Source organism: Neptunitalea lumnitzerae, assembly GCF_027924185.1.
GTDB classification, from domain to species: domain Bacteria; phylum Bacteroidota; class Bacteroidia; order Flavobacteriales; family Flavobacteriaceae; genus Neptunitalea; species Neptunitalea lumnitzerae.
The window spans coordinates 69,312-89,298 of record NZ_BRVO01000004.1; the positions used below are offsets into that span (position 1 = coordinate 69,312).

At 35.2% G+C, this 19,987-nt stretch carries 16 protein-coding genes; 4 read left to right on the forward strand and 12 right to left on the reverse strand.

Features of this window, described 5'->3' with window-relative positions; all coding sequences use genetic code 11:
* The first annotated feature begins 63 nt into the window (after positions 1 to 63).
* Entirely contained in the window at positions 64 to 798 is a 735-nt protein-coding gene (locus Y10_RS15130; protein ID WP_281766255.1) for a DUF4197 domain-containing protein, read from the forward strand.
* A gap of 155 nt (positions 799 to 953) precedes the next feature.
* Here the strand turns inward: Y10_RS15130 and Y10_RS15135 are convergent, their stop codons facing one another.
* The 3 genes from Y10_RS15135 to prfA all read right to left on the reverse strand — a co-directional run bounded on the left by Y10_RS15135 (position 954) and on the right by prfA (position 3,776).
* Positions 954 to 1,766 (reverse strand): alpha/beta fold hydrolase, encoded by an 813-nt coding sequence (locus Y10_RS15135; RefSeq protein WP_281766256.1) that lies wholly within the window; start codon positions 1,764 to 1,766, stop codon positions 954 to 956.
* 112 nt (positions 1,767 to 1,878) lie between these two features.
* Positions 1,879 to 2,688 (reverse strand): orotidine-5'-phosphate decarboxylase, encoded by an 810-nt coding sequence (gene pyrF / locus Y10_RS15140; protein ID WP_281766257.1) that lies wholly within the window; start codon positions 2,686 to 2,688, stop codon positions 1,879 to 1,881.
* Between the two features lie 14 nt (positions 2,689 to 2,702).
* Positions 2,703 to 3,776 (reverse strand): peptide chain release factor 1, encoded by a 1,074-nt coding sequence (gene prfA, locus Y10_RS15145; RefSeq protein WP_281766258.1) that lies wholly within the window; start codon positions 3,774 to 3,776, stop codon positions 2,703 to 2,705.
* Between the two features lie 206 nt (positions 3,777 to 3,982).
* Between prfA and Y10_RS15150 the strand changes: the two genes are divergently transcribed.
* Positions 3,983 to 5,827 (forward strand): pyruvate kinase, encoded by a 1,845-nt coding sequence (locus tag Y10_RS15150; protein WP_281766259.1) that lies wholly within the window; start codon positions 3,983 to 3,985, stop codon positions 5,825 to 5,827.
* Between the two features lie 64 nt (positions 5,828 to 5,891).
* Here Y10_RS15150 and Y10_RS15155 read toward each other — a convergent pair whose 3' ends face one another.
* The 5 genes from Y10_RS15155 to Y10_RS15175 form a co-directional block, all read right to left on the reverse strand.
* On the reverse strand, positions 5,892 to 6,341 hold the full coding sequence (locus tag Y10_RS15155; RefSeq protein ID WP_281766260.1) for a hypothetical protein: 450 nt from the start codon (positions 6,339 to 6,341) through the stop codon (positions 5,892 to 5,894).
* A gap of 290 nt (positions 6,342 to 6,631) precedes the next feature.
* On the reverse strand, positions 6,632 to 6,763 hold the full coding sequence (locus Y10_RS15160) for a hypothetical protein (protein WP_281766261.1): 132 nt from the start codon (positions 6,761 to 6,763) through the stop codon (positions 6,632 to 6,634).
* 115 nt (positions 6,764 to 6,878) lie between these two features.
* On the reverse strand, positions 6,879 to 9,428 hold the full coding sequence (locus Y10_RS15165; protein WP_281766262.1) for an adenosylcobalamin-dependent ribonucleoside-diphosphate reductase: 2,550 nt from the start codon (positions 9,426 to 9,428) through the stop codon (positions 6,879 to 6,881).
* 282 nt (positions 9,429 to 9,710) lie between these two features.
* Positions 9,711 to 10,889: an AIR synthase related protein gene (locus Y10_RS15170; RefSeq protein WP_281766263.1), complete on the reverse strand. Its 1,179-nt coding sequence runs from the start codon at positions 10,887 to 10,889 to the stop codon at positions 9,711 to 9,713.
* 38 nt (positions 10,890 to 10,927) lie between these two features.
* Complete coding sequence (locus Y10_RS15175; protein WP_281766264.1) at positions 10,928 to 12,301, reverse strand: pyridoxal phosphate-dependent decarboxylase family protein; 1,374 nt, start codon at positions 12,299 to 12,301, stop codon at positions 10,928 to 10,930.
* 111 nt (positions 12,302 to 12,412) lie between these two features.
* Here Y10_RS15175 and Y10_RS15180 point away from each other — a divergent pair, with 111 nt between their 5' ends.
* Positions 12,413 to 12,958, forward strand: a complete 546-nt coding sequence (locus Y10_RS15180; protein WP_281766265.1) for a pyridoxamine 5'-phosphate oxidase family protein — start codon at positions 12,413 to 12,415, stop codon at positions 12,956 to 12,958.
* 12 nt (positions 12,959 to 12,970) lie between these two features.
* Here the strand turns inward: Y10_RS15180 and Y10_RS15185 are convergent, their stop codons facing one another.
* Complete coding sequence (locus Y10_RS15185; RefSeq protein WP_281766266.1) at positions 12,971 to 14,596, reverse strand: glycoside hydrolase family 43 protein; 1,626 nt, start codon at positions 14,594 to 14,596, stop codon at positions 12,971 to 12,973.
* A 311-nt stretch (positions 14,597 to 14,907) separates the two neighbouring features.
* Between Y10_RS15185 and Y10_RS15190 the strand changes: the two genes are divergently transcribed.
* Complete coding sequence (locus Y10_RS15190; protein ID WP_281766267.1) at positions 14,908 to 15,627, forward strand: NUDIX hydrolase; 720 nt, start codon at positions 14,908 to 14,910, stop codon at positions 15,625 to 15,627.
* Positions 15,628 to 15,630: 3 nt separating this feature from the next.
* Here the strand turns inward: Y10_RS15190 and bshC are convergent, their stop codons facing one another.
* The 3 genes from bshC to rimO all read right to left on the reverse strand — a co-directional run bounded on the left by bshC (position 15,631) and on the right by rimO (position 19,969).
* Complete coding sequence (gene bshC / locus Y10_RS15195) at positions 15,631 to 17,223, reverse strand: bacillithiol biosynthesis cysteine-adding enzyme BshC (RefSeq protein WP_281766268.1); 1,593 nt, start codon at positions 17,221 to 17,223, stop codon at positions 15,631 to 15,633.
* A gap of 95 nt (positions 17,224 to 17,318) precedes the next feature.
* Positions 17,319 to 18,584 (reverse strand): YCF48-related protein, encoded by a 1,266-nt coding sequence (locus Y10_RS15200; RefSeq protein WP_281766269.1) that lies wholly within the window; start codon positions 18,582 to 18,584, stop codon positions 17,319 to 17,321.
* An 83-nt stretch (positions 18,585 to 18,667) separates the two neighbouring features.
* Positions 18,668 to 19,969: a 30S ribosomal protein S12 methylthiotransferase RimO gene (gene rimO, locus Y10_RS15205; RefSeq protein ID WP_281766270.1), complete on the reverse strand. Its 1,302-nt coding sequence runs from the start codon at positions 19,967 to 19,969 to the stop codon at positions 18,668 to 18,670.
* Positions 19,970 to 19,987 lie beyond the last annotated feature (18 nt).

The window sequence follows — 19,987 nt, forward strand, 5'->3', positions numbered from 1 at the left end:
AAAAAGGTATGATATCAGGCAGGAACATCTTTATTTTGAAAAACACAAACAAAACCCATGATAATGAAATATAAAATAGCTATAGCATTAGCCTTTAGTGGCTTCGTTTATACACAAACCAACGCACAAATTAAATTAGGCGATGTTATAAATACCGCTAGTACTGTTATATCTGACGGAAACATTAATCTGAGTACCGATGAAATTGCTGCCGGATTACGAGAAGCCCTAGATAAAGGTATTGACGAGCAAGTACAAAAACTAACTGCAGAAGACGGTTTCTATAAAAACGAATTGGTTAAAATTGTGCTACCTGAAGAACTTCAAAAAGTTGACAAAGCCCTAAGAAAAATGGGATTGGGAGATTTGGCTGATGAAGGAATCAAATCTATGAACAGAGCTGCAGAAGATGCAGTAAAAGAAGCCACTCCTATTTTTGTAGATGCTGTTAAGGGCATTACATTTACCGATGCAAAAAATATTTTGTTAGGGGAAGATACCGCTGCTACATCTTATTTACAAGGTAAAACAAACACTGCATTGTACGAGAAATTTTCTCCTGTAATAGACTCCTCCTTTGCAAAAGTAGGTGCAGCCGATATTTGGAAAAAAATAATTACAAAATATAATAGTATCCCATTTGCTAAGAAGGTAAACCCAGATCTTATAGATTATGTTACATCGGAAGCTTTAAATGGTGTATTTACCATGATTGCCGTTGAAGAAAAAGAAATAAGAACCGATTTATCTTCTAGAACCACAGACCTTTTACAAAAAGTATTTGGTGCACAAGACTAAATAATATCTTTTAATTTAATGTATAGCTAAAGTTTAGTTAACTTGTTAAAATATTAATTTTTAGACATTTGCACCATTCCTGTTTAGGCATATAGTTGGACAAAAAATTTGAATTAGCACAAGAAAAGACCAAGTACATTTGGTCTTTTTCTTTTTTAATAAGCATATACTGTACTGCTGTAGCGTTGAGTTGTTTCTACTTTTCTTAAGTACATTAACACCTCTTTATTATAAATTTCTTTTTTATCTATGTTAATGCCATGCCCTCCATTCTGGATAATTTTCAACTCCGCAGTCTCATTCTCTCTAACAAACTTTTTAATATATGGAAGAAATAAGTAGTCTTGATTTCCGTTAACAAACAACACATCAGACCTTAACCCTACTAGATTAAAGAAGTGCATTAAAGCAAAATTCTCCTTTGCCAATTTCAACCACAATCGATACATCTCCCTAGAAAACTCGTCCATACTTTCTAAAAATAGTTGTCTACTAGGTTTATTACATGGCATTGGAAAGCTTATAGCTACCGAAAACTTATATAAATATTTATGCGGAATAATCTTTTCTAGAAATAAACAGGAATATAATACTAAAGTAGCCATAAAATTTAAGTGTAATACAGCTGATGTCATTACCACAGCATTTACACACTGCGGATCAGTTTCCATAATTTGTCTTACAATAATATTACCTAAAGAAGCCCCTATAAAATGACTGCTCTTAATATTTTCTTCGCGCATAATTTTAACTACTTCCGAAGCTAAAAGCTCAAAACTGTAACTGGTCTCATTAACTACAAAGGTGGTATCTTCACTATAGCCGTTAAAATCTAAAATAAGCACATTGTAATACTTTTTAAAAAACTCAATCTGATATTTCCAGATACTAGCGCTCGCACTAGCACCGTGTACTAATGTAAGCCATTGAGAGGTAGATTCGTTTCTTAAAATTCTATAGGCAAGCAAGGTATTCCTTAATTTTTTTAAATATAAAGAATAAATTTAAGAAAAAAATAAAAGGTGTAATATGGAAAACCATACTACACCTTATAAATCAATATTTTTTTATAAAAAAAAACTATAAAAATCGTTCCATTTGCTGTTGAAGTTTCAAGGCTTCCGCCCTTGCTGCTTCTGCATAATCCTCTCCTTTAGAAGCATATATAATACCCCGAGTAGAATTAACCAACAACCCTACATTAGCTGCCATACCGTATTTACAAACGTCTTCTAAACTACCACCTTGAGCTCCTACTCCAGGCACTAAAAGGAAAGCATTAGGCACAATAGCTCTAATCTCTGTAAAGTATTCAGCTTTTGTAGCACCTACAACATACATCAACTGCTCACTATTCACATACGTTTTAGAGGTTTCTAACACCTGATGATACAGTGGTTTTCCATCTAACGCTTTTGTCTGAAAATCATAGGCGCCATTGTTAGATGTTAAAGCCAACAAAATAGTGTGCTTATTTTCAAAACTTAAAAAAGGCTCTACAGAGTCTTTTCCCATATAAGGTGCAACAGTAATACTATCAAAACTCATGTCTTCAAAAAAAGCTTTTGCATACATAGCTGCAGTATTTCCTATATCCCCTCTTTTTGCATCGGCAATGGTAAATACCTCCGGATAATTTTCGTTTAAATAAGCAATCGTTTTTTGTAATGCAGTCCACCCTTTTAAACCATAAGCCTCATAAAATGCAATATTTGGCTTATAGGCTACGGCAAGGTCATGAGTAGCATCTATAATAGCTTTATTAAATTCAAAAATAGGATCTTCTTCCTCTAAAAAACTTGAAGGAATTTTAGCCAAATCAATATCCAATCCTACACATAAAAAAGACTTCTTTTTTCTAATTTCAGAAGTAAGCTGTTGCGTTGTCATTGTTTGTTTATTTTCTAGAATACTTCTGACTCTTTTAACTTCTCAGTATTTGCTACCAACTGAAGCTCGTCTATAATTTTTTGAATATTCCCGTTAATAATTCCATCAAGATCATACAGTGTTAAACCAATTCTATGGTCTGTAACACGCCCTTGCGGATAGTTATACGTTCTAATTTTTGCAGAACGGTCACCACTACTAACCTGAGAACTTCTCTTCTGAGCATCTTCTTCTTGCTTCTTAGCCAATTCCATTTCATACAATCTGGAACGTAATACCTGAAGTGCTTTGTCTTTATTTTTATGTTGTGATTTTTGATCTTGACATTGCGCTACCAACCCTGTAGGAACGTGCGTTAAACGTACCGCAGATTTAGTGGTGTTCACCGATTGCCCACCAGGACCAGACGAACAGAATAAATCAATACGCACATCATTCATGTCAATTTGTACATCAAACTCTTCTGCTTCTGGTAATACCATTACAGTAGCTGCCGAGGTATGCACACGCCCCTGCGTTTCTGTTTGTGGTACACGTTGTACACGGTGCACACCAGCTTCAAACTTAAGGGTACCATATACATCTTCACCAGCAACCTCAAAAACAATCTCTTTAAATCCTCCCGAAGTACCTTCGTTCATATCTACTAAAGATGTTCTCCAGCCTTTGCTCTCACAATATTTGGTGTACATTCTGTAAAGATCTCCTGCAAAAATACTAGCTTCGTCTCCACCGGTACCGGCTCTAATTTCCACCATTACGTTTTTCGCATCTTCCGGATCTTTAGGAATCAACATAAATTTAATTTCTTCTTCTAATTGAGGTAAACGCTCTTTGGCTTCTTCCAACTGCATCTTAGCCATTTCCACCATTTCTTCATCACTACCATCAGAAATAATTTCATTAGCTTCCTCTAGGTTAGCAGTAAGCATTATATATTCCTCTCTTTTATCTACAAGAGCCTTTAAATCTTTGTATTCCTTATTTAACTCAACATAACGTTTTTGGTCTGCTATCACATCTGGTTGTATGATAAGATCAGACACCTCGTCAAAACGTTGTTTTACATATTGCAATCTTTCTAACATATATAAACTCTTGATTAAAAGTGCAAAATTACAAAATTTTCTGGTTATTAGTAAATAGCCGTGCTACTTAGACCATTTTCAAACAAATATCATTTCATACTAAGTTTAAAGTTTTTTTCATTTTCTGTAATTGATTAAATAACAAGCCCTTCGTAAATTTGAATATAGACAGTTTTAACTTTCTACTTCTACTTAGTAAACATATCATGGATAAAGAGAATATAAAATTTATTGAAGAAACCCAAAATGCATTAAATACCATTAATGAAATTATTCGTTTATGCTATTTAGAGGAAGAAAAATATGCCTCACATCTTCAAAAACTAAACAGTGAATACATTTACAGTGGCCGTAACTTGCTACATTATCTAGTATACAGACGGTACCACTCTGGAGAGCTACAGTCATTTTTATTTAAAAATGGATTTAGCGGTCAAAAAAATGCAGAAGGCAACATTATGTCTAGCCTTATAGCTACCAAAAAACTACTCGCCTTAAGCTTAGGACAAGAAGTTCAACTTTCTACTGAACCTGCAGTTTCCTTAAAAATGGGGCAAAAAATTTTAAAAAAGCGTACCAAATCACTCTTGGGCGATAAAAAGAAAAAACGCCACGTTAGAATTATGGTTACGCAACCTAACACCTCAGCTAAAGACCCTAACATTGTGTATGACATGATGGAGAAAGGTATGAACACCGTACGTATAAATTGTGCCCATGACGATAAAGATACGTGGCTACAAATAATAAACAACACCAAAACTGCCATGGAAAAACTTGATAAAAAAGTAACCATTTCTATGGATCTTGGTGGCCCAAAAATACGTACCGGCAACATTACCTCAGGCCCCAAAGTAGTACACCTAACCCCTGAACGCGATGCTTTAGGCGCTGTTATTAATCCTGGGGTTGCTATTTTAATTAAAGAAGGAGAATTATTTCCTGATGAGGAACACAACTATATCCCCGTACCAGAAGGTATGCTAAATGCGCTGGATGAAGGTGATGTGATAAAATTTTACGACACGCGAGACAAAACCCGTGAACTGAAAGTTATTGAAAAAGAAAATAAATTAATTTGGGTACATAGTTACGACTCTGCCTATCTACAAACAGGAAATGAGCTATTTATTTTCAAAAAAAATATTAGCTTTAAGATTGGTGAAATACCGCCTTTAGAGCAATATATAAGACTCAAAAAAGGAGACGCTATTCATATTCACAAAAACAGAATTGACGGATTACCTGCGGAATTAGATGCAGAAGGAAACACCTTAAAACCCGCTTGTATATCATGCACTTCTCAGAAAGTTTTTAACCTTGTTAAGAAAGGAGAAGTAATACTTTTTGACGATGGTAAGATTTCAGGTATTATTGAAGAGAACACTGGCGATGTTTTAAAAGTACGCATTACTTACGCTAAAGAGTCTGGTGCTAAACTGAAAGCTGATAAAGGAATCAACTTCCCTGAAAGCAACTTACAACTGGCAGGATTAACAACTAAAGACAAACAAGATTTAGATTTTGTAGCTAAACACGCAGACGTAGTTAACATGTCGTTTGTAAATACAGCTACCGATGTAGAAGACCTACTAGAAGCATTAAGAAACACCCATTCAGACAATGAGGTTGGTATTATTTTAAAAATTGAAACCATGAAGGGTTTCAAGAACATTGTAAAGATACTCTTAGCCGCTATGCAGCATAAGTTAGTTGGTGTAATGATTGCCCGAGGCGATTTAGCCGTAGAGTGCGGATGGGAAAATATAGGCTTGGTACAAAAAGAAATGTTACGCATTTGCCATGCTGCTCATATACCAGCGGTATGGGCTACACAGGTAATGGAGAATTTAGCTAAAAAAGGAATTCCCTCTCGTGCAGAAATTACCGATGCTGTAATGGCTCAACATGCCGACTGTGTAATGCTAAACAAAGGAATGTATGTTAACGAAGCCATTGAATTACTAGACACCATTCTTATAAACATTGAAAAAACTAGGTCCGACAAAAGAGCTTTCTTTAAGCAAATTGAAGATTTAGAACACCCATAAAAAATAAATCCGCTTCAGATGAAGCGGATTTATTTTTTATTGACTTGTTAAATACATTTTAAAATTATTCACAAATACCATACATTTCTTTAAACGCAGCTATATTACTCTTTCTTTCATCAATTTCATCAGTTAAAGCTTCACAAGTAGTTATCAACTTTTGAACAATATTTCTATCACTACCTGAGCACGTATTTTTAGCACTTCTTAATTTAGGAAACGCTTTTTCCGTAAGATAATATTGAGCACTATTATAATAATCAAGAACTTTATCAAAGTCATTACAAATTGCTTTAACCTCATCATCAATATCTTCTCCGTAAGCAAGCTTGGTTGCAAGTCCGTTTACCCTTTTTTTAGTTTTATTGTAAAGGGTTATCCCTTCCTTATAATTTTCGTAAGCCTTAGTGTAATAACTATGCCCGTCACTGTAGAGAGTTCTACAATCTTGTGCAGACATTAATGAAGGCATAAAACATAAAAAAGCAAAAACCATTAAAGCGTAAGTTTTCATAGTTTAAAATTGTTAGTTGATTTTATTTATTAAGAATTTTATAGGAGCTAAACTCACCTATTTTTACATCTACAAAATAACTTATTATAATATCCTTTATCACTAGGGGTTACCCTAAAAACCAATAGGTATAACCCTAGAATCAAATACAAAAATTCATATAATTCGACTTTTCTTAATCTGAAAAACTAAAATTATTAAGTTAAATCTTACGTGTAAATTTGTATCTTACACTCTCAACTAACAGTAATTTTAAAACCTATGGAATTCTTTAAATACAAATGGCAAATTTACCTTGCTATATCAATATCTTTCAGCATTTTATTTTTGGTAAATACATTAGCATTTAGATTTTTACCAATAAAACTAATACTTATGGCGTGGGCAGCAGGATTTTTAACCGGAGGTATGATTTTTAGCATCAGAATGTACGAGAACCGAAAAAATAAAGACTAAAATCAGGAAAACATTTTGCCTTAAAATACAAAAACCCACTCAAATGAGTGGGTTTTCTTGGTTGTTACTATGTATACAGGCTTATCCGCATTTAGACGAGCCACAATCTTTACAGGTTAAACACCCTTCTTGATACATTAAATTTGTACTATTACAATTTCCGCACTTTTGTCCGGTAGCATCGGTTCCGTCTGGTACGTAACGCTTTAATGCTCTTGCTACACCATTTTTCCAAGTATTGATAGATTCTGTATCTAACTGTAAACTATTAATTAAGTTTACTACTCTTTCAATGGCCATTCCGTGACGTAATGTACTTGAAATTAATTTTGCATAGTTCCAATATTCCGGATTGAACTTATGAGATAATCCTTCAATAGTAGTTTTATAACCACGTTTGTTGGCGTACTGGAAATCGTAACGAGAAGTACCATCTTCATTACGGTTTTTAATAATAAGTCCGTCTTCTACCCATCTTGGTAACAAGATACCATCTTCATCATCAGATAAACCAGTAAAAATTTCATAAGGTTCTCCATCTATCAAACCAATAAATGCAATCCATTTTTCTTTATTGTTCTGGAAGCGTACCACATCTGCCTCTAACACTTGCGGACGTTTTGTTGTGAAAAGACTACCAGCTCCGTTTTCTTCTTTCTTCTCTTCAGTAGAAATAAGTACTCCGCTTCTAGAACCATCTCTATAAACAGTTACCCCTTTACAACCCACTTTCCAAGCCTCTAAATAAAGTTGCCCCACTAGTTCTTCTGAAACATCATTAGGCAAGTTGATAGTTACACTAATTGAGTGGTCTATCCATTTTTGTACATCTCCTTGTAAGCGTACTTTACTTAACCAATCTACATCATTAGAAGTAGCCTTATAGTAAGGAGATTTTTTCACTAACTCATCTAACTCTTTCTGACTAAAATTGGTAGATGTTTCAATTCCGTTAACCTCCATCCATTGCTTAAATCTATGGTGGAAAACCACATATTCTTCCCAAGAATCTCCAACCTCATCAACAAAGTCTACACGAACATTCTTATCGTTAGGGTTTACTTTTCTTCTTCTTTTATAAACCGGTAAAAATACAGGCTCAATACCAGAAGTTGTTTGTGTCATTAAACTAGTTGTACCTGTTGGCGCAATTGTTAACAACGCTATATTTCTTCTTCCATATTCTAGCATTTCATAATAAAGCTTTTCATCTGCTTCTTTTATACGTGCTATAAACGGATTCTCTTTTTCTCTTTCTGCATCAAAAATAGTAAATGCTCCACGCTCTTTTGCAGTATGTACAGATGCTCTGTACGCCTCTATTGCAATAGTTTTATGCACCTCTACTGAAAACTTGTTTGCCTCTTCAGAGCCATAACGCAATCCTAAAGATGCTAACATATCTCCTTCTGCAGTAATACCAATACCAGTTCTTCTACCTTCATAAGCTTTCTTACGAATGTTTAACCAAAGGTTTTTTTCTACTGCTTTTACTTCTTCTTCTTCTGGGTCTGCATCAATCTTAGCTAAAATAGCATCAATCTTTTCTAACTCTAAATCTATAATATCATCCATCATTCTTTGAGCAAAAGCAATATGCTTTTTAAACAACTCAAAATTAAATGACGCCTCTTTAGTAAACGGATTCTCTACATACGAGAATAAATTGATAGCCAATAAACGACAAGAATCATACGGACATAAAGGAATCTCACCACATGGGTTAGTAGATACTGTTTTATATCCTAAATCTGCGTAACAATCTGGCACAGATTCTTTCTCTATCGTATCCCAGAATAAAATACCAGGTTCAGCAGATTGCCATGCATTATGTACTATTTTAGACCAAAGCTGTGTGGCATTAATCTCTTTTGTATATGCAGGATCATTGCTATGAATAGGATATTTTTGAACATAATCGGTTCCGTTATCAACAGCTTTCATAAAAGCATCATCAATACGAACAGAAACATTAGCCCCTGTAACTTTACCTTGTTCCATTTTAGCATCTATAAAATCTTCCGCATCAGGATGATTAATAGAAACCGATAACATTAGAGCACCACGTCTACCATCTTGCGCTACCTCTCTCGTAGAGTTTGAGAAACGTTCCATAAATGGTACAATTCCCGTAGATGTTAAAGCAGAATTTTTAACTGGCGAACCTTTCGGACGTATATGAGATAAATCGTGTCCTACTCCACCTCTTCGTTTCATTAATTGCACTTGCTCTTGGTCTATCTTCATAATTCCTCCATAAGAATCTGAAGCTCCATTATTACCTATCACAAAACAATTACTAAGTGATGCTATTTGAAATGGATTACCAATACCCGCCATTGGACTACCTTGCGGAACAATGTACTTAAAGTTTTTGATCAGATCAAAAACCTCATCTTCTGATAATGAATTAGGATATTTTTTCTCTACTCTTGCTATTTCTTTAGCAATTCTCCTGTGCATATCATCCGGAGTAAGTTCGTAAATATTCCCATCAGAGTCTTTTAGTGCATACTTGTTTACCCAAACAGTTGCTGCTAAATCATCTCCTTTGAAATACTCAATAGACGCCTGTATCGCCTCCTCTTGCGTATACGTCTTTTGGGGTTTCGTGGTTCTTGTTATTTGCATTGTAAAATATGATGAGCGTTATGAAATTCTAACAATACAAATCTAACTAAAAATGAAACGCTAAAATTTTATTTTTTTCAAAGTTAACAAGAAAAAGCAGTCAATACACTGTAAATCAAAGTATTAAAAAATTACTAACACTAAAAAGTTTACAACTTTTAATGTTTTAACTAAATTTTAAATTGGAAAATAAAATGATTTTTCGTAATATTAAAAGACCCTTGAATATCAAAATCCAAGGGTCTAATTATCTTAAAAAAAAGTTATTTTTCTTATCTTTTTTTAATACTCAAATGTACCATACTCACTTTCAATGGTAAGCCTTTTTGTTTCTGAAGCTTCTACTCGTCCAACAACTTTAGCTCTTACGTTAAATGACTCTGAAATTTCAATAATGTCATTTGCTAAAGATGCATCTACATACAACTCCATTCGGTGACCACAATTAAATACTTGATACATCTCTTTCCAATCTGTTTTAGACTGCTCTTGTATCAACTTGAATAAAGGTGGTACTTCAAACAAGTTATCTTTTATAATATGAAGACTGTCTACAAAATGTAAAATTTTGGTTTGTGCCCCTCCACTACAATGCACCATACCATGAATTTCGTTAGGTGTATACTTAGAAAGTATTTTTTTAATAATTGGCGCATATGTACGTGTTGGCGAAAGCACTAACTTACCAGCATCTAGTGGTGCATCTGCAACAGCGTCTGTAAGTTTTACATTTCCTGAATACACAAGTTCCTCTGGAACGGCTGCATCAAAACTTTCAGGATAGGTTTCTGCTAAGTATTTAGAAAATACATCATGGCGCGCAGATGTTAAACCATTACTCCCCATTCCTCCGTTATATTCGGTTTCATAAGAAGCTTGTCCAAACGATTCTAGCGCTACAATAACATCTCCTGCTTTAATATTAGCATTATCAACTACATCCGAACGTTTCATACGAGCGGTTACCGTAGAATCTACAATAATAGTTCTTACTAGGTCTCCTACATCAGCCGTTTCACCTCCGGTAGAATATATTTTAACACCAAATTTTTCTAGTTCTGCAATCAACTCCTCTGTTCCGTTAATAATAGCAGAAATAACTTCTCCTGGTATAAGGTTCTTATTTCTACCAATAGTAGAAGACAACATGATATTATCTACCGCACCAACACACAATAAATCATCAATATTCATAATCAATGCGTCTTGTGCAATACCTTTCCAAACAGAAATATCTCCGGTTTCTTTCCAATACATATACGCTAAAGACGATTTAGTACCGGCTCCGTCTGCATGCATAATTAAACAATAGTCATCATCATTGGTTAAATGATCTGGTACTATTTTACAAAAAGCTTTAGGAAATAAACCTTTATCTACTTTTTTAATGGCATTGTGCACATCTTCTTTGGAGGCCGAAACTCCTCGTTGACTGTATCTTTTACTAATTTCAGAACTCATAGAGGTTGATTTGTTTGCGCAAAAATAAGATTTATTAATTAATTCATTGATGCTAAAATAGCAGTTATATCTTCTTCGGTGGTATCTGGGTTAATAAAACAGAACCTAGCCACGGTTTCATAAGTCTCGCCAACCTTCCATTTTGTAGGGGTTACTAAGGCAAAACCTTCTCTTTGGTTTTTATAAGTCCACTCCTTATAATCTTCTGGCGTCCATCCTATTTTTCTAAACAACACACACGATAAACTTGGCTCGCGTACCAATTCTAATTCAGAATTATTACGAACCATCTCTCCTGCGATATTCGCCAATTCAATTCCTCTTTCAATAGCCTCTTTGTACTTATCGGTACCGTGCATAGCTAATGAAAACCATAACGGCAAACCACGTACACGCCTGGTTAATTGAATTTGATACTCCGCCGGATTAAAGCCTTGCGCACCTTCATCTTTAAAAATATCAAGATACGACCCTTCTTGCGAATGTGCTTTCTTAGCCAATTCAGGATGCTTATATATAATAGCGCCACAATCGTATGGTGAGAATAACCATTTATGCGGATCGATAGTTACGCTATCTGCTCTTTCTATTCCATGAAACAAATGCCTTACAGAGTCTGCTGCTAAAGCACCACCTCCGTAAGCCGCATCTACATGAAACCAAATATGGTGTTCCTCACAAAAGGTTGCCACCCCATCTAAATCATCAATAATACCCGCATTAGTAGTACCGCCTGTAGCTACAACAGCAAATAATCTTTTTTTACTTAGTTCATCTAAGCCATCAATGGTTTCTTTTAATCTTTCATAAGTTAAAATATCTTCTGAAGGCACTAATAATATTTCAGCATCAATCACTTTTGCCATCGCCTTTACAGACGAGTGCGCCCCAATAGAAGTTATAATTAACCCCTTGTACGCTTTGTTTTCTTCACATTGATCTCTCCAATGTTCTCTAGCGGTAACCATAGCCGATAAATTTGCTGCTGTACCTCCACTAGTAAATACACCAAAAGCACCTTCTGGCATACCCGTTAAAGATACCAACCAACGCATAGCTTCGTTCTCGGCAAAAATTCCTCCTGCGCCTTCCATCCAATAAGCTCCGTGTATACAACTAGCAGACGTTATTAAATCAAACATAATAGCTGAACGTGTTGGCGAAGCTGGTACAAATGCCAAGTGCCTAGGATGGTCTATAGGCACAATAGCTTTAACCAATACATCTTTCCATTTCTGAAAAGCATTCTCTCCACCAATACCTTTTGCAGTAATTGTTTCACCAACCAATGCTTTTAATTCTTCTTCTTTCTTAGGCATCCCCAATTCAGGGTCTGTTTTTGTAATTCTGTTGATCACATATTTAGTGACATCTAAAGTCATTTCAACCAGATCAATATCTATATTGTGCATATGAGTTTAAGTTTTCGGCACAAAGGTACTAACTATAGATTTTATAACTATGCTAATTTTTGTTATATATATTTGATTTTTTGTATATTACATAACACTTAAAATACGATTATGACAAAACAGATGCTAAACAACGTCTTTACAGAGCTTACCGAAGCCAGTAAAGAGAAGAAACATCCGTACCGCTATTTTTTCATGTCGTCTTGTGGTTTAAATGGACATATTCGACAGCGAACTATGGTATTGAGAGATGTTATTGATGGGCAATTTTTACAGGCCTATACCGACCGACGCTCTAAAAAAATGACTCATATTAATGAGCATAATGAAGTGAGTCTTCTATTTTTTAATCCGGAAACCTTAACCCAAATTACTATGGTAGCCTATGTAGAAGTAGAGAAAGACAAAGAGGAATTACAAAAAAAATGGGAGACTATTCCTGATTATTCCAAGATTGACTATATAGCTTCCGACATACCGGGAACTATTATTGACAACCCTAACAATATAAAATATAATGACCATGGCGGAAACTTTACCATTCTATATTTTATCCCGGAAAAAATAGAAATTTTACAGATTAAAAGACCTAACCACATCAGAGCCAGCTATGAAAAAACCAATTTCGGATGGGAGGGCGTGTACATTACCCCTTAAAAGCAAAATGGGTTAGCGGGTTATCCTGAAGAATTCAAAATCAGCGTACCCGCCCCTTTTTACTTCGGGTTCACTTATACTAAACAATCCTACTTTAGCACCTACCCACTTACCTTCTTTAGCCTTAAAAGGTTTCCCTATACTTTTAAACCTTTTCCCGTTAGTACTATAACTAAACTGACACAAGCCGTCAGGACCAGACACCTCAACTCTAAAATATACTTTGTCCCCATCTAAAGATACCGCTTCTACAGTTTCTTCTTTAGCTGCACCAATTGCATCTATAGCTACGGTTTGTTTTACCACAAAACCATTTTTAGTATTGGTTAACGTAAGCGTAGCATAATCCATACCCATTACTATTAAACCAGCACTTTTACCCGTAGTAGCATCTTCAGGCATTAAGGTTACTTGCGTAGTAGCTTTAAAATCTGGTGCAGGAAATTTTTGCAACAACAGATTAGGTACCGTCCAAAGATTCTTGGTACCCTCAATCTTCTTAATTGAAAATAATCTTAGATAAGACTTCCCTGGTAGTTTAACACTCCAAACCACTTCAGGGTTGGCATTCCACTGCCATTGCAACCCTAAACCATTACCTTCAAACTCATCAGTATCACAAGGCGACATCACTTCAAAATTCCCTTTAACTGGTTTACGGTATGTCATTACAGGCTCACCAATACCATTACCGTCTTTATCTTCCCCCATCATAGGCCAATCATCAACCCATTGCACAGGCTGTAAATGCACTATTCTACCGTAAGCACCAACATCTTGAAAATGATAAAACCATGATGAACCATCGGGTGCATCTACCCAAGCCCCTTGGTGCGGACCATTCACATTGGTAGTCCCTTGTTCTAATACAATTTTCTCCTCATAAGGACCATATATATTTTTAGATCGTAAAATCAATTGCCACCCTGTTGGTACTCCCCCAGCAGGTGCAAATATGTAGTAATATCCATTTCTCTTATAAAATTTAGACCCCTCTACGGTTGGGTGCGCATCGTGCCCATCAAATACATGTGTACCTCTATCTAAAATCTTGGTACCATCAGAGCTCAATTTATGTACTGTAAGCAAACTCTTTACACCGGCTCTACTACCAGCCCAAGCATGTACTAAATACGCATTACCATCGTCATCCCATAAGGGGCTAGGGTCAATTGATCCTTTAGCCTCCATTACTAAAACCGGTTCATCCCACACTCCATAAGGGTCTTTGGTTTTTACCATGTAAATACCAAAATCAGGATCTCCCCAATAAATATAAAGCTCTTTGTTGTGGTATCGTATACTCGGGGCCCAAACTCCATTCCCATGCTGAGGAATCTTAAAATGTGCTTCCGGCGTTATAACAGGAAGCGCATGATTTATAAGTTCCCAGTTTACCATATCTTTAGAATGGAGTATTGGCAATCCCGGCGCTGCGTTAAAACTAGAAGCCGTCATGTAATAGTCTTCCCCCACTTGAACTACGTCCGGATCTGAATAATCAGCATATAAAATTGGATTGGTATATGTTTGTTTTCCGGTATCCGCTATCCAAACTTCAGAAGTACATTTTTCAGTTTGAGCTTTAATACTCATTGAAGCACATAAAACGGTTGCAAGCAGCACAGTATATTTCATAAAAACAACTTATTTCTTTTTGTAATCGATTACAATATGTAGACCATATAGTTTAAACGACTACAAGATATTGTTTAACTTTGATAATATCAAATTTTTTAAGCTTATAAAATTCCATATTCTGAAAATACAAAGTGTAATTTTACCCTCATCACAATAAATTTCTCATTACTTCATCCATCTCTCTAACTAAACTAAGCATAAATAAATAACCAAGTAATTTATCATATGAATGTAACCTATTAAAATTATTCAGATTTGTTATTTTTGTCACTAGCCCTTATTTAAAAAAACCTCATACACGTGTACCCATGACGAAACAATTTATCGATGAAGAATCTGGAAAACAAATAGAAAAGTCGGTAATGAACTCCATTACCATAGACTGTGTTATTTTTACTTTTGACGAAGGCAACCTTGAAGTATTGTTAATAGAACATGCAGAGGGAATAAGTAGAGGTAAATGGGGCTTACCAGGAGGTTGGATTAAAAAAGAGGAGAGTATAGATAATGCAGCTAACCGAATACTTCAAGATTTAACTGGTATCAAAGATTTATATTTAGAACAACTTAAAGCATTTGGAGAACCTGATCGTTTTCCATTAGACCGTGTAATTACCATTGGCTACTATGCATTGGTTAAAAAAGATGATTTTGATATTAAGGCTGGTTTTACAGCTTCCGATGCAAAATGGTATAAGGTAAGTGATATAGGCACCTTAATTTACGACCACAATAGTATTGTAGATTATAGTTTAGAACGCCTTAGAAACCGAGTAAAGCACGCACCTATTGGGTTTAACTTATTACCTGAAAAATTCACCTTACTACAGCTCATGCAGCTTTATGAAGAAATTTTAAATATAAAGCTAGACAAACCCAACTTTAGAAGAAAAATACTTAAAATGAAATTACTGGTTTCATTAGACGAAAAACAAACCAATGTTTCGCATAGGGCAGCCAAACTATATCAGTTTGATACCGACCGCTACGAAATGCTTACCAACAAAGGATTTATATTTGAAGTATAAAGACTATTTTACTAAAATAGTAAACTCTAATGCCAGTGGCTTTAATTTTTCTAATAAGGTTGTCACCAATTCTTCCCCGTAAGAAAGATACAGCTCAGAAAAATTAGCCGTACGCTCTTGTAAAGACTCATTAGGGAATAACTCGTTTCTAATTTCAGTAATACGCTCTACATGGTCAGATAACTTACGTTTCTGCGCTTTTAACAATCGCTTTTCTAAATTATCCAAGCCTTTTAACTGTTTCACCTCTTGTGCTTTTACAGCTCCTAAAAACGATTTATCTGTTTGTTCTGCTAAATCATACAAACCCGCAAACTGCTCTTCTAAATGTGTACGTTGTTTGGTAAAGTCAATATCAATATTACTTATCTCACGTACCTTTTTGTTTATAAAGCTATCTTTTTTAAGAAACAGATGCTTGTATGATATATTGAGCTTATTTAATTTTTCTTGTTGCTTTTCAGATACAACCAACACAGAATTTCTTAATAACAATATTGGAAATGTTACTTGCATAGCGTTAAAGTAAGATTTTAACTCTAACCAATAGGCAAGCTCTCCGCCTCCACCTATATAACACAAGTTAGGTAAAATAACCTCTTGGTATAGCGGACGCATTATTACATTAGGACTAAAACGTTCTGGGTGTTCTTTTAATTCCGTTTCAAGTTGTTCTTTGGTAAACGTGATACCTGCATCTAAAACAACATAAGTACCATCTTGCTCCACAATACGTTCTCGCACTCCTTCTGCCAGATAGAATAAATTAATTTCTCTTGGGGTTACTTGTACGTTATATCCCAGATCTGACATTACCGCTGCAGTCTCCGTAACTTTCTTAAAAGGTGTCCCCTCAAAAATATCGGTTTTCATATATGGCACAAACAACTCCTTTAAGCTTGCATCATCTGCGTCTAAAACCACTAAACCGTGTTTGCCAAAAAGCTCATTTACTAAAAACTGTGAAGCCGCTGCTAACGTATCATGATTTAAATACGCATCTTTAAATAACCGTCTTAAATAATCTGCATTTTCGCCTACTCCCAACTCTTGCTCATACAGTTTATAAACCTCATCTAAACCTTCTGTTGTTAAATGCCCTACTGCACCACCATCTTTTCTATTCCAATGGATTTTCTTTCCTTTAAAATTAAAGTAATTGATTTCCTCAAAATCATGATCTTCTGAAGCCATCCAGTAAATAGGCACAAAATTATATTCCGGATATGCTTCTTTTAATTCCTTAGTAAGATTAATAGTAGAAACAATTTTATATAAGAAATACAACGGACCCGTAAACAGGTTTAATTGATGCCCAGTGGTTACGGTAAACGTAGTATTATCTGCCAACAAGTCAATATGATGTTGGGTAGCTTCGCTTACTTCTAAGTTCTTATACTGATGGTTTAAGGCATTCACCAAAACCTCTCTATGCTCCTGAGAATAACTAGACGCCTTTTCTTCTATTTGCCCTTTAAAGTTTTCCAACTTTGGAAAACGAGCATACAAATTTTGTACTTCTTCTTTCTCATCTAGATAGTCTAGCATTAGATTAGAAAAATAGCGCGCATCTTGAAACGAAATTCCGGTAACCATAGATTAGAGTTGTCTTAAAACCGCAAATATACTGTAGTAAGACTGTATAACTACTAAAATTTAGTTAAATACATACTGCACACACATCGTACGATTTATTCTCTTACAAATTTCTTTGTTTCAACAACGGTTTCGTCAATAGTCATTTCTAAAAAGTAAATTCCAGTAGTTAGCTCCCTAACATCAAGAGGTTCATTTACAACTACACCCTCCAAATCTTTCAACAACTCCCCTTGAATATTGTATACTTTCACTGCTAAGCTAGCAACAGCATCACCTTTATTTACAATGGTAAGAAATCCATCTTTAACCGGATTAGGACTAATACTTAAATCAATATTTTTAAAATTCTCAGTAGCGGTAAAATACATAGGTGTCTTGTAAACCCTAGGCCCCGAAATAACATACCCTACTTGATCTTTATACATAGAAATTCTACGGAAGCCGTAATACATACTACATTGGTTACCTGTGAAGTTTTGAACCAACTGTTCCGTCCAGCTAACGCCTAAATCGGTAGATTTATAAATATAAAAAACACAACAATCACATAAGGCATAATCTCCACCTACTGCGTGCCCCACTCCATTAAAAAACGTAAGATCCTTTATCATACCATAACTAGTATGCTCCGTCCAATTGGTTAAATCTGATGAATACAGCACATAACTTACCATTCCATTTCCCAAATCATCTAATCCTACAGATAAAAATAGGTCTCCATTTGAATATTCAACCTTCATAATATCTGTATCGTAATTTGGGTTTAAAGACAGACTTACATTTTGCCATGAAGCACCACCATCTGTGGTATGGTATAACACTCCATTTACACCAGAAATAACTCCCTCTAAATTATTTTTAAATGCCACCGATAAAAGTGTTTCTGAACCTAGCGTCGATTCCGTCCAGTTGACCCCATCAGCAGAATTTACAATGGTACCATTAGTACCCACACACCAAACAGATCCATTAGGGGTTGTAGCTACAGCAAGTAAATCATTTGTTGTGGTAAGTGATACTAAATTCCAATTACCCCCAGCATCTACAGTAGTTAGCAGCGCACCTTGAGCTCCCACCGTATAACCCGTATTTACATTTGAAAAAGTAACATCTCGAAATTCTTTCTGGACACCAGTATTATAGGCACTCCAAGTAAACCCTTGATCATCGGATTTGTAGATATACCCATTTTTAACAACATAAACCGTATCTAACGACTGAGCAAAGACATCTCCGTAAGCACCAGAAGTAAGTTGAATACTAGCAAGATCATCCCAATCTTCTCCAACTACCTGAGCACTCACTGTAGTATAGAAAAAAATAAATAACGAGGTAAAAAGTAATAGTTTTTTCATCATGTACATTCGTTTATTGATTGATAATAAATGTACTAAAAAAACTAACTATATCCTATAAAAAAGTAAGAATTTTACTTGTTTAATTAAATAGGTTCGCCGTACAAGTCAAAATCTGCTGCATCAAAAATTTTGATATTGGTAAACTCCCCAATTTTCACATAATGTTGTGTAGCATCTATAAGCACCTCATTATCTACATCTGGGCTATCAAACTCAGTTCTTCCAATAAAGTAATTTCCTTCTTTACGGTCAATCATACATTTGAATACCTGTCCTACTTTCTCTTGGTTTAATTCCCAAGAAATCTGAGACTGAATATCCATGATTTCGGCAGCTCTTGCTTGCTTAACTTCTTCCGGCACATTATCCTCTAAATTATAGGCATGCGTATTTTCCTCATGAGAATATGTAAAGCACCCTAAACGCTCAAAACGCATTTCTTTTACCCACTCTTTCAAGGTTTGGAAATCTTCTTCCGTTTCTCCAGGGTATCCTACAATTAAAGTAGTTCTTATAGTCATTTCAGGCACAGCAGCTCTAAACTCTTTCAGCAAACGCGTAGTTTTTTCTTGCGTAGTACCACGGCGCATACTTTTTAAAATGCTATCTGAAATATGTTGTAAAGGAATATCTAAATAATTACACACCTTCGGTTCTTCATTCATCACCTCTAGCACATCCATAGGGAAACCAGTAGGAAAAGCATAATGTAAACGAATCCACTCAATACCCTCTACTTTCACCAACTCTTTTAAAAGCTCAGCTAAGTTTCTCTTTTTATATAAATCTAAACCATAATAGGTTAAATCTTGTGCTATTAGAATAAGTTCCTGCACCCCTTTTTCTGCTAACTTTTTAGCTTCGGTAACCAAATCTTCAATAGGGGTACTTTTGTGTTTACCTCTCATTAGCGGAATTGCACAGAAACTACACGGCCTGTCGCAACCCTCCGCAATTTTTAAATAGGCATAGTTTTTAGGAGTTGTAGTCAATCTCTCTCCTATTAATTCATGTCGGTAATCTGCTCCTAAAGCTTTTAATAATATAGGTAAATCAGAAGTACCAAAATACTGGTCCACATCCGGAATTTCCTTTTCTAGATCTGGCTTATAACGCTCACTCAAACACCCCGTAACAAACACTTTATCTACAGCACCTTCTTCTTTACGCTGTACATACTCTAGTATTGTATTAACACTTTCTTCCTTGGCGTTATTAATAAAACCACAGGTATTTATAACTACTATATTACCTTCTTCTTCATGCACCACATCTTTCCCACTAGCTTTCAATTGCCCCATTAAAACCTCACTATCATATACGTTTTTAGAGCATCCTAGTGTTACAACATTAATCTTGTTCTTCTTTAACGATTTGGTTCTCATACTGTTTACCGATTTTGG